General features: G+C 62.2%; 10 protein-coding genes and 1 pseudogene. 8 read left to right on the plus strand and 3 right to left on the minus strand.

Translation table 11 applies throughout. The features are described from left to right. Nucleotides 1–34: 34 nt before the first annotated feature. Nucleotides 35–730 carry a GntR family transcriptional regulator gene (locus QUH67_RS12675; RefSeq protein WP_300947031.1) on the minus strand — a complete coding sequence of 232 codons (696 nt, stop codon included), beginning with the start codon at nucleotides 728–730 and terminating at the stop codon, nucleotides 35–37. Nucleotides 731–949: 219 nt separating this feature from the next. On the opposite strand from QUH67_RS12675, the gene QUH67_RS12680 reads away from it, so the two are divergent. From QUH67_RS12680 to QUH67_RS12690, 4 genes and pseudogenes are all read left to right on the plus strand, one after another. Continuing rightward, nucleotides 950–3115, plus strand: coding sequence for an acetate--CoA ligase family protein (locus tag QUH67_RS12680; RefSeq protein WP_300947032.1), 2166 nt, complete (start codon nucleotides 950–952; stop codon nucleotides 3113–3115). 201 nt (nucleotides 3116–3316) lie between these two features. Continuing rightward, nucleotides 3317–4165 carry an IclR family transcriptional regulator gene (locus tag QUH67_RS12685; RefSeq protein WP_300947033.1) on the plus strand — a complete coding sequence of 283 codons (849 nt, stop codon included), beginning with the start codon at nucleotides 3317–3319 and terminating at the stop codon, nucleotides 4163–4165. A gap of 60 nt (nucleotides 4166–4225) precedes the next feature. Further along, nucleotides 4226–4645 (plus strand): annotated as a pseudogene (locus QUH67_RS34945) (class I SAM-dependent methyltransferase); the annotation flags it as partial. Beyond that, entirely contained in the window at nucleotides 4646–5458 is an 813-nt protein-coding gene (locus tag QUH67_RS12690; RefSeq protein WP_407080506.1) for a hypothetical protein, read from the plus strand. It begins immediately after the preceding pseudogene. Nucleotides 5459–5494: 36 nt separating this feature from the next. Here QUH67_RS12690 and QUH67_RS12695 read toward each other — a convergent pair whose 3' ends face one another. Further along, the gene (locus QUH67_RS12695; protein ID WP_300947035.1) at nucleotides 5495–6655 is read right to left on the minus strand and encodes an acyl-CoA dehydrogenase family protein; all 1161 of its coding nucleotides are present in this window, start codon (nucleotides 6653–6655) and stop codon (nucleotides 5495–5497) included. 117 nt (nucleotides 6656–6772) lie between these two features. Here QUH67_RS12695 and QUH67_RS12700 point away from each other — a divergent pair, with 117 nt between their 5' ends. From QUH67_RS12700 to QUH67_RS12710, 3 genes are all read left to right on the plus strand, one after another. Further along, nucleotides 6773–8020 (plus strand): mannosyltransferase family protein, encoded by a 1248-nt coding sequence (locus QUH67_RS12700; RefSeq protein ID WP_300947036.1) that lies wholly within the window; start codon nucleotides 6773–6775, stop codon nucleotides 8018–8020. A gap of 129 nt (nucleotides 8021–8149) precedes the next feature. Beyond that, nucleotides 8150–9127, plus strand: coding sequence for a Bug family tripartite tricarboxylate transporter substrate binding protein (locus QUH67_RS12705; RefSeq protein ID WP_300947037.1), 978 nt, complete (start codon nucleotides 8150–8152; stop codon nucleotides 9125–9127). A 63-nt stretch (nucleotides 9128–9190) separates the two neighbouring features. Beyond that, nucleotides 9191–10252 carry a ketopantoate reductase family protein gene (locus QUH67_RS12710; RefSeq protein WP_300947038.1) on the plus strand — a complete coding sequence of 354 codons (1062 nt, stop codon included), beginning with the start codon at nucleotides 9191–9193 and terminating at the stop codon, nucleotides 10250–10252. 39 nt (nucleotides 10253–10291) lie between these two features. Here the strand turns inward: QUH67_RS12710 and tenA are convergent, their stop codons facing one another. Next, nucleotides 10292–10987 (minus strand): thiaminase II, encoded by a 696-nt coding sequence (gene tenA / locus QUH67_RS12715; RefSeq protein ID WP_300947039.1) that lies wholly within the window; start codon nucleotides 10985–10987, stop codon nucleotides 10292–10294. A gap of 352 nt (nucleotides 10988–11339) precedes the next feature. On the opposite strand from tenA, the gene gcl reads away from it, so the two are divergent. After that, nucleotides 11340–13139 (plus strand): glyoxylate carboligase, encoded by a 1800-nt coding sequence (gene gcl, locus QUH67_RS12720; RefSeq protein WP_300947040.1) that lies wholly within the window; start codon nucleotides 11340–11342, stop codon nucleotides 13137–13139. The last annotated feature ends 1 nt before the right edge of the window (nucleotide 13140 follow it).

Below are 13140 nucleotides of genomic sequence, written 5' to 3' on the forward strand. Positions count from 1 at the left end.
GATTTTTCGTCGTCTTCTGTTGCAAGGTCTGGTCTTAAGTAAAGAGTTCCTGGCCGTGCGCCTCGACATAGGAGGCAAGGCCAAGCGTGTGGTCGCGTGCGCGCTTTTCGGCGAGTTCGGTGTCGCGGGCTTCCAGCGCCTCGATGATCGCCAGATGCTCGGGCAGGGAGGTCGCGGTACGATCCTTCCGACCGATGGTGAGTTGTCGATAACCGCGCACGTGCAAAAGGATGTCGTTGGTCATGTCGACCAGAACAGGCGATTCCGACAGCGAGATCAGCGCCTGATGGAAGGCGATATTGGCCTTGGAGTATTCCTCGACATGGTCCTGCGGCAGACGGTCCTTGCCAAAATCCTTGAAGAAGTCGCGCAGCGCCGTGATGTCCTTTTTGCGCGCGGTGGTGGTGATCAGGCGCGCGGCCATGCTCTCGAGCGCGGCCCAGGCGCGGATCATGTCTACGATCTCGGTCTTGGTGCGGCGGACCACGACGATGCCGCGGCGCGGCACGGTCTTGACGAAACCATCCTGTTCCAGCATCGCGATGGCTTCGCGAATGGGCGTGCGGCTGACGCCGAGGCGTTCGGAGAGGGCGCGCTCGTCCAGCATCACCTGCTCGGGCGTCGCATAGATGTCCATCTTGAGAATGGCTTCCTTCAAGGCCTCATAGGCCTTGTTCTTGAAGCTCGTCTCAGGAGCAATCCGGACGATCGCGATATCTGCCTCAGCCATGACTGGCGGCGCCTTGGGTTGTTTGCGTGCGGGCACGACTCGTCTCCTCCCTGTTTTGGAGACGTCTTCTTAGCAGAAGAAATGCTCGAATATTTTTGGCATACCAAATACCAGAATGTCAAGTTGCCTGCGTTTTCGCGGTTTCTGCGCGATAGTTTAGCTTGACAATCTGAACTCTGGCATACCAAATGCCATAAAACTAGCCCCAGGAGGAAGCCAATGTCAAATTCTGCAGATGCGGCCCGCAAGGTCGCCGAGCCTAGCGCCAAAGAGGCTGTCCGCCGGGTGCTCGATACGGTGAAGGCCGACAAGCGCACCAGCCTTACCGCGCCGGAAGGCAAGCTGGTATGCGATGCCTACGGCATTCCGGTTCCGAAAGAGGGCGTAGCGAAATCCGCCGCCGAGGCCGCCAAGCTTGCATCGGGCATGGGTTTCCCGGTCGTGATGAAGATCGTGTCGCCGGACATTTTGCACAAGACAGAAGCTGGCGGCGTCGTGGTCGGGCTCAAGACCTCCGATGAGGCTGAGAAGGCCTATGACACCATTCTCGCCAACGCCAAGAAATACAAGTCCGACGCCAAGATCGAGGGCGTTCAGGTCCAGCAGATGCTGGCCGGCGGCACCGAGGTCATCGTCGGCTCCATCACCGACGGCTCATTCGGCAAGCTGGTGGCGTTCGGCCTCGGCGGCGTGCTGGTCGAGATCCTGAAGGATATCACCTTCCGTCTCGCGCCCGCCACCAAGGACGATGCCCTGTCGATGCTCGACGGCATCCAGGCCCATGACATGCTCAAGGGCGTGCGTGGCGGCGATCCGGTTTCCCGCGATGCATTGGCCGACGTCATTGTCAAAGTGTCGCAGCTCGTCAGCGACTTTCCCGAAATCGTCGAGCTCGATCTCAACCCGGTGTTCGCCACCAAGAACGACGCGATCGCCGCCGACGTGCGCATCGTCGTCGATTTCGATTACAAGCCGCGCCCCGCGCCCCGCCCGACCGAAGAGATCGTCACGGCGATGAGCCGCATCATGCAGCCCAAAGCGGTTGCGGTGATCGGCGCCTCCGCCGAGGACGGCAAGATCGGCAACTCGGTGATGAAGAACCTGATCAACGGCGGATATAAGGGTGACATCTATCCTATCCATCCGAAGGCCGCCGAGATCCTCGGTTACAAGGCCTACAAGAGCGTCAAGGACGTGCCCGGCGTGATCGACACGGCGGTGTTTGCGATTCCCGCAAAATTCGTGGCCGGTGCGCTCACCGAATGCGGCGAAAAGAAAATTCCGGGCGCCGTGCTGATCCCGTCGGGCTTTGCAGAAGCCGGGGCGCCCGAATTGCAGGACGAGATCGTCGAGATCGGAAAGAAATACAACGTTCGCCTGATGGGGCCGAATATCTACGGCTTCTATTATACTTGGGCGAACCTCTGCGCCACGTTCTGCACGGCCTACGACGTCAAGGGCCATGCGGCACTGTCGTCGCAATCCGGCGGCATCGGCATGGCGATCATCGGCTTCTCGCGCTCGGCGAAGATGGGCGTGTCGGCGATCGTCGGTCTCGGCAACAAGTCGGATATCGACGAGGACGATCTGCTGGCGTTCTTCGAGCAGGATCCCAACACCAATTTGATCGCGCAGCACTGCGAAGATTTGAAGGACGGCCGCGCCTTTGCGGAAGCCGCCAAGCGCGTCTCCAGGAAGAAGCCGGTGGTGGTGCTGAAGGCGGGACGGACCTCTGCCGGCGCCAAGGCGGCCTCGTCGCATACCGGCGCGCTCGCCGGTAACGACAAGATCTACGAGGACGTATTCAAGCAGTCGGGCGTGATCCGCGCCCGCAGCTTGCGGCAATTGCTCGAATTCGCGCGCGGCATGCCGGTACTGCCGACGCCGAAGGGCGAGAACGTGCTGATCATCACCGGCGCCGGCGGTTCGGGCGTGTTGCTGTCGGATAGCTGCGTCGACAACGGCCTGTCGCTGATGGCGATGCCGCCGGATCTCGACGCAGCGTTCCGCAAGTTCATCCCGCCGTTTGGCGCGGCTGGCAACCCCGTCGACATCACCGGCGGCGAGCCGCCGATCACCTACATCAACACCGTGAAGCTCGGCCTGTCGGATGAGCGGATCCACTCGCTGATCCTCGGCTACTGGCACACCATCGTCACGCCGCCGATGGTGTTCGCCCGCAACATGGTCGAGGTGAAGCACGAGATGGAGGCGAAAGGTTTTGTGAAGCCGATCGTGGCGTCGCTCGCCGGCGACGTCGAGGTTGAGGAGGCCGCCGAATATCTCTATCAGAACGGCATTCCGGCCTATGCGTACTCAACCGAACTGCCGGTCGAGGTGCTGGGCGCCAAGTACAAATGGGCGCGCGGCGCGGGGCTCCTCTGAGTCTGGCTTGCTGACCTCGCCCCGCTTGCGGGGAGAGGTCGGATCGCATCGCAGATGCGATCCGGGTGAGGGGACTCTCCGCGAGTCCGTCTCCTGCCGTATTCGCTGAAGCAGCCCCTCACCCTGACCCTCTCCCCGTAAAGAACGGGGAGAGGGAAATTGCCGGCTACTGCTTTGTCTAACTGACGGATGCAGGTCGCGATGAAAAAAGACGTGATCCGGCGCAAGGCCATCGAGCCCAAACCCAGTTCGGACCATGAGCCCGACGTGCGCGACAGCGGCGTGCAGTCGGTCGATCGCGCGCTCTCGATCATCGAGACGCTGGCGGAGGACGATGAAGGCTATCGCCTGAGCGATCTGGCCATCCGCACCGGGCTGTCCACCTCGACGGTGCATCGCTTGCTGGGCACGCTGGAGAACCGCCGCTTCGTGCAGTTCGACCGCACCGAATCGAAATGGCACGTCGGCGCACGCGCCTTCACGGTGGGGGCGACATTCGCCCGCCGCCGCAATTTCTCGGCGCAGGCGGTGCCTTATCTCCGCAAGCTGCGCGACCTGACGCGCGAGACCGCCAATCTCGCCGTCGTCGATGACGAGTTCATCGTCGTGCTGACGCGGATGGAAAGCCGCGAGATCATGCGATCGTTGACCAAGGTCGGCGGCCGCGTCGCCATGGTGGCCTCCGGCGTCGGCAAGGCGGTGCTCGCGACCTATTCCAACGCGGATGTCAGCGCCATCATCTATCGTCACGGCATGCCGCGGATGACCGAAAAATCCATCGTGCGGCCTGGCGACCTGTTCAAGGAACTGGAAAAGATCCGCCGTCAGGGCTTTGCTGTTGACGACGAGGAGGCCTGCATGGGCCTGCGCTGCATCGCCGCTGTGGTCTACAACGACTGCGCCGAGCCGCTGGCGGCGATTTCCATATCGGGCATGACGAGCCGCCTGACAGACGATCGCCTGCCGCAGCTCGGGCAGACCGTCCGGGAAGTGGCGGCGGAATTGACGGTGGAACTTGGCGGCGTGATGCCGGCGGCCAGCGGTCATTGAACCTTGCCGTCGGCGGTTCGGCATGTTGCTGGCCGGATCGCCCCGAACTAGTGTCGTTCCATGGAAGACACAGTTACCGAGGCGGTCAGGAAGCAGTACGAGGCCTACAGCTATCCGCCGCCAATCGAAGACGCCGCAGCATTTTTGAAGCAATGGGGGCCGCTGACCTGCGACCCCCGCTTTGCTGGAATCCAGTTATGGCCGGAGGGGCGGCCCCGGCAGGAGCTGCGCATCTTGTGCGCCGGTTGCGGCTCCTCACAGGCGCCGCTAATCGCTCTCAACAACCCGGACTGTTCGGTCACCGGTATCGATCTTTCCGATACGAGCCTGGCGCATTCGAACCGTCTTCGTGACCGGCACGGCCTCAAAAACCTCGAACTTCGGCAGATGAGTCTGCTGGACGTCCGCCAGTTGAACCGCAGCTTCGACCTGATCTTGTGTACCGGCGTTCTGCATCACCTTCCCAATCCCGACGCCGGGTTGAAGGCGCTCGCCGACGTGCTGGAACCCTCGGGCAGCATGGGGCTCATGTTGTATGGAAGGGCCGCGCGTGCCGGCGTCTATCAGGTGCAGGATATCTTGCGGCGGCTCGGCGCCGGTCCGGATGCCGAGGGCCTCAGCATGGCCCGTGAGCTTTTGAAGTTCGTGCCGTCGCATCACTATCTGTTCGAGCCTAACGGCAAGCTCCCCATAGACCTTGCACAGGACGCCGGGGTCGTCGACATGCTGCTCCATCCCCAGGACCGCGCCTATTCGGTACCGGAGATCATGGAGCTCGTCGCAGCCGCAGGTTTGATCTTCTTCGGCTGGAACGACAACGCCGACTATTGCGCGGACCGGTTTCTCTCCGGAGAGATGCTGGAACGGGTATTGGCGCTTCCGCCTGCGGAGCAGTGGGCGGTTGTCGAGAACTTAACCTTGATGAATGCGAGGCACGATTTTTTCGTCAGGAAGCCGCACAGCGCGCGTTTCCTCGTCCGTTTCGATACCGATGATCATCTGTCCTATATTCCGCACGTCCGATCCGGCGTCAAACTGGCCGGCGACGCCAATGCGCTGGTGCTGACCCGCGCGACGCCGCAGGGAACGGTCGTCACGCCGATATCGCGAGCGGAAGCCCTGATGCTGGAGCAGATCGACAGCCGCAAGAGCATCTCTGATATCCTGTCCCACGCCATGTTCGCGCAATCAGATCCAGCACAGAGAACGAATTTCGCCCGCGCGGTCTGCGAACGGATGTGGCGATCGGGGCATCTGCTGTTTGCCAGGGCGACGCGGCAACCTGTAGACTGACGAAACCATAGGCTGCCTGAGCGCCGTTGCTCTCCTTCAGTGCTGCCCGGCTTTCCAGTCGCGCTTGATCTTCTTGGCGAGCGACCATTTGTGCACTTCGGTCGGGCCGTCATAGATGCGGAAGGCACGGATCTCGCGAAACGCCTGTTCGACGATCGTCTCGGTCGAGACGCCGGTGCCGCCCATCACCTGCACGCAGCGATCGGCTACCCGCATCAAGGCTTCCGACACCGCCACCTTGGCCATCGAGCTCTCGGCCGTGCCGAGCGAGCCGGTGTCGAGCACGCCGGCGCACCAGTCGATCATCAGTTCCGACTGTTTCAGATCGATCAGGTTTTCCGCCAGCATGAAGCCGACGCCTTCGTGATCGACCAGCGGCTTTCCGAACGCGTGGCGGCGGCAGGCGTAATCTGTGGCGATCTCGTTGGCGCGGATGGCGAGGCCGAGCCAGCGCATGCAGTGCGACAGCCGCGCCGGGCTGAGGCGGATTTGCGCGTATTTGAAACCATCGCCGGCGGCGCCGAGCATCTGGTCGGCGGAGACGCGAAGGTTGTCGATCTCGATCTCGGCATGCCCGCCCGGCATTGAACTGTCGATCGTATCCAGCACGCGCAGCGTCTTGATTGCGGGGTCCGGCAGGTCGACCAGGAACAGGCAGGCACCATCGTCCGACTTCGCCATCACGATGCCGACCTTGGCGCCCTCGGCACCCGTGATGAACTTCTTGCGCCCGTTGATCACCCAGTGATTGCCGTCGAGCCGGCACTTGGTCTGCATCATCGAGGGATCGGAGCCGGCGCCGCCTTCGTCGGCCGGTTCGGTCATGAAAAACGCCGAACGTGCCTTGCCGGAAACCAGCGGATCCAGGAAGCGCGTCTTCTGTTCGCGGCTTCCGACCTTGCCGAGCAGGTACATGTTGCCCTCGTCGGGCGCCATGGTGTTGCAGGCCAACGGGCCCAGCGGCGAAAGCCCGGTCTTGATCAGGGCGATCGCTGTCTCACGCTGCGTGAAATGCGATCCATCGGGCAGAATGTGCGGCGTGAGTACACCGGCCTTGCGTGCCTTGTCGCGCAGCTCCTGCACCAGCTCGTCGCTCGGGCCATGCGAGCCACACCGCGGATCCTTCTCGTAGGGGATCACTTCGGTGCGGATGAATGCCTCGATCTTTGCGGCGATGGCGTCGGCTCGTGCAGTCATGAATACGGATACTCCGGTCGGATTCCGCCTCGGCGGGTCCTGTTGTTTCGATCATGCGCGCGCGATCGCGGCGCGCCGAGGTGCCGCCACCCGGGACGGCGTTGGTCATATAGGCGCATGGATCGGACATGGGCAACAGCGCAGTTGACGGCAGGCCTTACAACTGCGGCGATTGATTTCGAGCTCTTACCAAGCGACAGTATGGATATGGAAATGCGAAGTGCGGACTGGAAGGGGCGTTCCTGGATTCCCTGTTGTTGGGCTATCTCGATATTTGCTTGTTCGCGGCTGGTGGTGGCACTCGGACTGGTATTCTCTCAAAAATATCTGACCAGCTCGATCGAGCGCTGGTCTGCGGGACCGCTCTGGTACCACCAATTGCTGCAATGGGACTCGGAATGGTATTTCAAGATCGTCACGGACGGCTATCAGTATAACGGCGATCCGACGATCCAACAAAACATCGTTTTTTACCCGCTGTTTCCGATGCTCGCACGGGCCTTGGCGGCAATTGGTCTTGCGCCTGCGGATGCAATGCTGTTGGTGTCGAACCTTGCGGGATTGCTCGCGATCGTCATGCTTTTCAAGCTGGTTCGCGAGGAATTTGATGATCAACTCGCTCTCGCCACCATCGCGCTGCTCAGCTTTTTTCCTGCTTCGGTCCTGCTGTCGGCTGGGTATACCGAGCCCCTGGCACTGCTGCTCATCGTCTCTTTTTTTCTCGCCGTGCAACGAAAATACTACGTGTCGGCGGCACTGCTTGCGGGTTTGGCAATCTCGACCCGATCAACGGGCATTGTCCTTTTACCTGTCCTTCTTTGGGAGATGTGGCTCAATCGCCATCAGAAGCCGTTTCTTCCTGCTCTCTTGCCATGCGTCGTTCTTGCGACATCCGGCATCTGGCTATTCATGATCTATCTCTGGAGCGCTTTCGGAAATCCGTTTGCTCTTGCGGATGGGCAGACGGCCTTTCATGAAGGCACGACGCTAACGACGAGATTGATTGCGGCACTGAAGCTCGAGCCTTTCACGCGAATGATGCTCAATGACTGGAATCCGTGGGGGCAGGCCAGCTGGTTCACGTTGTTGTTCATCGTCCTGATTGTTCTGGGCTGGTCTCGGCTGCGCTCAAGCTGGACACTGTTCGCCATGGCTGTGCTGTTGTTGCCATATCTGACTCTCAGCGGTGGGCCAGCAGGCTTTGTTTCGATGAGCCGGTTTAATCTCGTTTCATTTCCCCTGTTCGTGGTGTTGGCTCATTTCGGATTGCGAGCGAAGTGGCTTTTGACGGGAGTTATAGGTCTTTTCAGTGCGTTGTTGTTTATGAACACCGCCCTGTTTGCCCGAAGAATCTGGATCGGTTGATCGCGATAAGACGTTGGCGAAGTCAGCATTGGGCCCTTCCACCTGCTCGCCAGACGGGTGTAGTCTGTTGCCGCAGGGCGTTCAGATGGATTGCAAATCCGCAACGTAGCGCACTGTGGAGGAAGCATCATGGAATTTTCCCGCCGTGCATTCTTGCATCTGGCCGTGGGCGCCGCCGCGTTGCCGGCCGTGCCCCGCCTTTCATGGGCGCAAGCCTATCCGTCCCGGCCGGTGCGCATCGTCGTCGGCTTTGCCGCGGGCGGGGCCACCGACATCCAGGCGCGGCTGATGGGGCAGTGGCTGTCCGATCGTCTCGGCCAGCAGTTCATCGTCGAGAACCGCGCCGGCGCCAGCGGCAACATCGGGACCGAGGCGGTCGCCAAGGCCGCGCCGGACGGTTACACGCTGCTGCAGATCGTCACCCCGCATGCGATCAACGCTGCGCTCTACAGCAATCTCAATTTCGACTTCATGCGGGACATCGCGCCGGTAATCTGCGCAGCACGGCTGGCCTACGTGGTCGTGGTGCATCCGTCCGTCCCGGCCAAGACGATTCCTGAATTCATTGCCTACGCCAAGGCCAACCCGGGCAAGATCAATTACGGCTCGGCCGGCCCCGGCACGCCGCAGAACATCGCCTGCGAACTCTTCAAGATGATGGCGGGCGTCGACCTGGTCCACGTTCCGTATCGCGGCGGCGCGCCCGCGGCCACCGATCTGGTCGCCGGTCACCTGCAGGTGATTTTCGCGCCGGTGTCGGAATCGATCCAGCATATCCAGGCCGGCAAGCTGCGCGCGCTGGCGGTGACCACTGCGGCCAGGCTGGACGTGCTGCCGGATGTGCCGACGGTGGCGGAGTTCGTGCCCGGTTACGAGGCCAGCGGGTTTGCGGGTATCGGCGCGCCCAGGGACACCCCAGCCGAAATCATCGACAGACTGAACATGGAGCTCAACGCCGGGCTTGCCGACAGCAAGGTCAGGGCCCGGATCGTCGAACTGGGCGGCACGGTGGCGGGCGGCACGCCTGCGCAATTCGCGAAGATCATCTCGGAGGCCACCGAAAAGTGGGCGAAGGTGATCAAGTTCGCCGGCATCAAGGCCGAGTAGTATCCGTTTATGAACAGGCGCGATCGTGTCGCGCCTGATAGAAGAAAATGCAAAGGAAGAGCCATGGGCCGAAAAATCGTGATCGTCGGAGCGGGCGCCGTCGGCGGCTATGCCGGTTCGCATATGGTGCAGGCGGGCGAAGACGTCACTTTCATCGATCCCTGGCCCGAACATGTCGAGCATATGCGCAAGCAAGGGCTGCGCGTCACGCACGCGATGGACGTTCCGGAATCCTCGGTTCCAGTGCGCGCGCTGCACGTCACGGACGCGCAGCAGCTCGCCAAGGAGAAGCCGGTCGACATCGCCTTTGTCTGCATGAAGTCCTACGATACGGCGTGGGCCACCATGCTGATCCAGCAATATCTGGCGCCGGACGGCTATGTCGTCTCGCTGCAGAACTGCATGAACGAGGAGACGATTGCCGGCATCGTCGGCTGGGGCAAGACGCTGGGCTGCATCGCCAGCAGCATCACGGTGAACCTGCCCGAGCCGGGCCACATTCATCGCGGCGCTGGCAAGGGCGGGGCGGCGCATACGGTGTTTCGCGCCGGCGAGGTGCATGGCCGCATCACGTCGCGGGCGAGGGAGGTCTGCCGGCTGGTGGGTTATTCCGACAGCGCCAAGGTGACGGACAATCTCTGGGGCGAGCGCTGGTCAAAACTGGTCGCCAACGTCATGGGGAACGGGCTCTCCGCCTGCACCGGTTTGCCGGGCGGAGAAATGTTGCAGAGCGAGCCGCTGCGCCGTTTTTCCACGCGGCTCGGCAGCGAGGCGATCCGCGTCGGCCAGGCGCAGGGCTATCAGCTCGAAGAAATCCTGCATCTGCCGCCGGACACGATCGCGCGCGCCGGGGAGGGCGATGAGGCGGCGCTGCGCGTCTGCGACGAGCAACGCTTCAAGGACGGCAAGCGGACGTCAGGCGCGCAGCGCCCCTCGATGGGCCAGGATATGCAGAAGGGACGGCGCACCGAGATCGAATTCCTCAACGGCCTGGTGGTGCGCGAGGGCGAGAAGCTCGGCCTGTCGTGCCCCGCCAACGCGGCGCTGACCGATATCGTCAAGCGCGTGGAGCGCGGCGAGCTGAAGCCGGATCCCCGGCACATTACGGAACTGCGGCTGAACTGAGGTAGCGTAGATACCTGCATATCGCTCCGCTCATGCGTGTTACGTACACGAACGCCAGTCTGGGACCTTAACCGTTGCCATGCGCCAGCCCATTTCCCAGAAATCGGCTTCGAGCCGTGTGGCTTCCTTGAAGATCGCAACCAACTCCGCCTCGCGGGCCGGCGTGGCGTAGCGGCCGGCGAGTTGCTCCAGATGCGCCTGGGCCTTCGCCGCGACGTCCTGATAGGCCTCCCCGGAATACTCGGCGATCCAGACGCTATAGGGATTTGTGGAAGCGAGCGCATTGGGTCGCGCGGCGAGCCGAGTCGCGATCTCGGCGTAGCCGATGACACAAGGGGCGAGCGCCACCTTGAGCGCCAGCAGGTCGCCGCGCATCCCCGCGTCGAGCACGTAGCGGGTATAGGCGAGCATTTCCGACGCCGGAGCGGCGTGTTCGAGATCGTCCGCCGACAGGCCCCAGCCCGCGCAGAGCTTGACGTGCAGGTTCATCTCGACGTCGAGAATGGTTGAAATGCCGGCTGCCGCTTCGCGCATGTCGGCGAGATCAGGCGACTTGTAGACCGCGAGGGCATAGGCGCGGGCGAACTCGATGAGGAACAGATAGTCCTGGACGAGGTAGTGACGGAACGCCGCCTGCGACAGCGAACCGTCCGCCATGCCGTCGGTGAATGGATGTTCGGTATAGGCGCGCCACTCGGCTGGTGCCGCCGTCTTCAGTCGCTCGAAGAAACTCATGATTGTTCGCCGGCCTTTCGTTCCAGGGAGTGTCTTGGGGACTATACCGGCAATTTCCGCTTCCGGTGTGCCCGACCCTTGATGGCGGACGCCTCGCTATGCCCAGCGATCACCCGTACGCCCTCGTCGATCCGGGCAATAATGTTGTCAGGCGTGCAGAGAAGGCTCTTGAACATCTCTGCGCCTGCTTCACGTGGCCAGGATCCAAAAGTTTCACGGTGTCGCCGATCCAACCGACTGATTCGGCGTGCTTTTCTGTCGATCATGCCACATCGCGGGAAACAAATTCAGCTTCGTTGAGATCGTCTGTCATTGCCGTGATCATCATGTCGAGCAAATAGCGAGGCACGACATGGCGAAGATGCGAGCGATCGATGCGGCCGTACGGATCCTGGAAAAGGAAGGCGTCACCATCGCCTTCGGTGTACCGGGAGCTGCGATCAACCCGCTGTATTCCGCGCTGAAGAAGCGCGGCTCGATCGGCCACATTCTGGCGCGGCATGTCGAGGGCGCTTCGCATATGGCTGAGGGCTATACTCGCGCCAAGGCCGGTAATATCGGCGTTTGCATCGGCACCTCAGGTCCGGCGGGCACCGACATGATCACGGGGCTCTATTCGGCGATCGCGGACTCGATCCCGATCCTGTGCATCACAGGCCAAGCGCCGCGCGCACGTCTCTACAAGGAAGATTTTCAGGCCATCGATATCGAATCCATCGCCAGGCCCGTGACGAAATGGGCGGTCACGGTGCGCGAGCCGGCGCTGGTGCCGCGCGTGTTCAGCCAGGCTTTTCACGTCATGCGATCCGGCCGGCCCGGTCCGGTACTGATCGACCTGCCGCTCGACGTGCAGTTGGCCGAGATCGAGTTCGACGACGAGACCTATGAGCCGCTGCCGGTTTACAAGCCGGCGGCCACGCGGAAGCAGATCGAGAAGGCGCTTGACATGCTCAACGCGGCGGAGCGGCCGCTGATTGTCGCCGGCGGCGGCGTCATCAGCGCCGATGCGTCGGAGTTGCTGGTGCAGTTTGCCGAGGCCGTCAACGTGCCCGTGGTGCCGACGCTGATGGGGTGGGGCACCATTCCCGACGATCACGTGCTGATGGCAGGCATGGTCGGCCTGCAGACCAGCCACCGTTACGGCAATGCGACCATGCTGCAATCCGACTTCGTGCTGGGGATCGGCAACCGCTGGGCCAACCGCCACACCGGCTCAGTCGAGACCTATACCAAAGGGCGCACCTTCGTGCATGTCGATATCGAGCCGACGCAGATCGGCCGCGTCTTCAATCCCGACTTTGGGATCGTGTCCGACGCCAGGGCGGCGCTGGAGCTGTTCGTCACGGTCGCCAAGGAGTGGCGCAAGGCCGGCAAACTCAGGGAGCGGCAAGCGTGGCCGGCGGCGTGCCAGGACCGCAAGCGCACGATGCTGCGCAAGAGTCATTTCAAGGACATTCCGATCAAGCCGCAGCGCGTCTACGAGGAGATGAGCAAGGCGTTCGGACGCGACACCTGTTACGTCAGCGTGATCGGATTGTCGCAGATCGCCGGCGCGCAGTTTCTGGGCGTCTACGGTCCGCGCAACTGGATCAATGCCGGGCAGGCCGGTCCGCTCGGCTGGACATTGCCGGCCGCGCTCGGTGTGCGGGCGGCCGATCCGGGCCGCAACATCGTAGCATTGTCGGGCGATTATGATTTCCAGTTCCTGATCGAGGAACTGGCGGTCGGTGCGCAGTTCAAGCTGCCCTACATCCACGTCGTCGTGAACAACTCCTATCTCGGGCTGATCCGCCAGGCGCAGCGCGGTTTTGACATGGACTACCATGTCCAGTTGTCGTTCGAGAATATCAATGCGCCCGAGCTCGGGGCCTATGGCGTCGACCACGTTGCGGTCGCCGAAGGTCTCGGCTGCAAGGCGATCCGCGTCACCGATCCGAACCATGCGCAGGCGGCGTTCGCCACCGCGCGGGAATGGATGGCGGAGTTCAAGGTGCCCGTCGTCGTCGAGTTCATTCTCGAACGCGTCACTAACATCGCGATGGGCACCGAGATCGATAACATCGTCGAATTCGAGGAGGTGCTTGACCTGCCGCTGGACGACGCGCCGGCCAGATCGGCCGCGCCGCAGTCCGGCAAGCTGCTGCCGGCGTAAA

This window comes from Bradyrhizobium roseum (assembly GCF_030413175.1).
GTDB classification, from domain to species: domain Bacteria; phylum Pseudomonadota; class Alphaproteobacteria; order Rhizobiales; family Xanthobacteraceae; genus Bradyrhizobium; species Bradyrhizobium roseum.

Coding starts and splice junctions, on each gene's coding strand:
- QUH67_RS12675 (WP_300947031.1), bottom strand. CDS start 730: ATGGCTGAGGCAGATATCGCGATCGTCCGGATTGCTCCTGAGACGAGC.
- QUH67_RS12680 (WP_300947032.1), top strand. CDS start 950: ATGTCAAATTCTGCAGATGCGGCCCGCAAGGTCGCCGAGCCTAGCGCC.
- QUH67_RS12685 (WP_300947033.1), top strand. CDS start 3,317: ATGAAAAAAGACGTGATCCGGCGCAAGGCCATCGAGCCCAAACCCAGT.
- QUH67_RS12695 (WP_300947035.1), bottom strand. CDS start 6,655: ATGACTGCACGAGCCGACGCCATCGCCGCAAAGATCGAGGCATTCATC.
- QUH67_RS12700 (WP_300947036.1), top strand. CDS start 6,773: ATGGATCGGACATGGGCAACAGCGCAGTTGACGGCAGGCCTTACAACT.
- QUH67_RS12705 (WP_300947037.1), top strand. CDS start 8,150: ATGGAATTTTCCCGCCGTGCATTCTTGCATCTGGCCGTGGGCGCCGCC.
- QUH67_RS12710 (WP_300947038.1), top strand. CDS start 9,191: ATGGGCCGAAAAATCGTGATCGTCGGAGCGGGCGCCGTCGGCGGCTAT.
- tenA (WP_300947039.1), bottom strand. CDS start 10,987: ATGAGTTTCTTCGAGCGACTGAAGACGGCGGCACCAGCCGAGTGGCGC.
- gcl (WP_300947040.1), top strand. CDS start 11,340: ATGGCGAAGATGCGAGCGATCGATGCGGCCGTACGGATCCTGGAAAAG.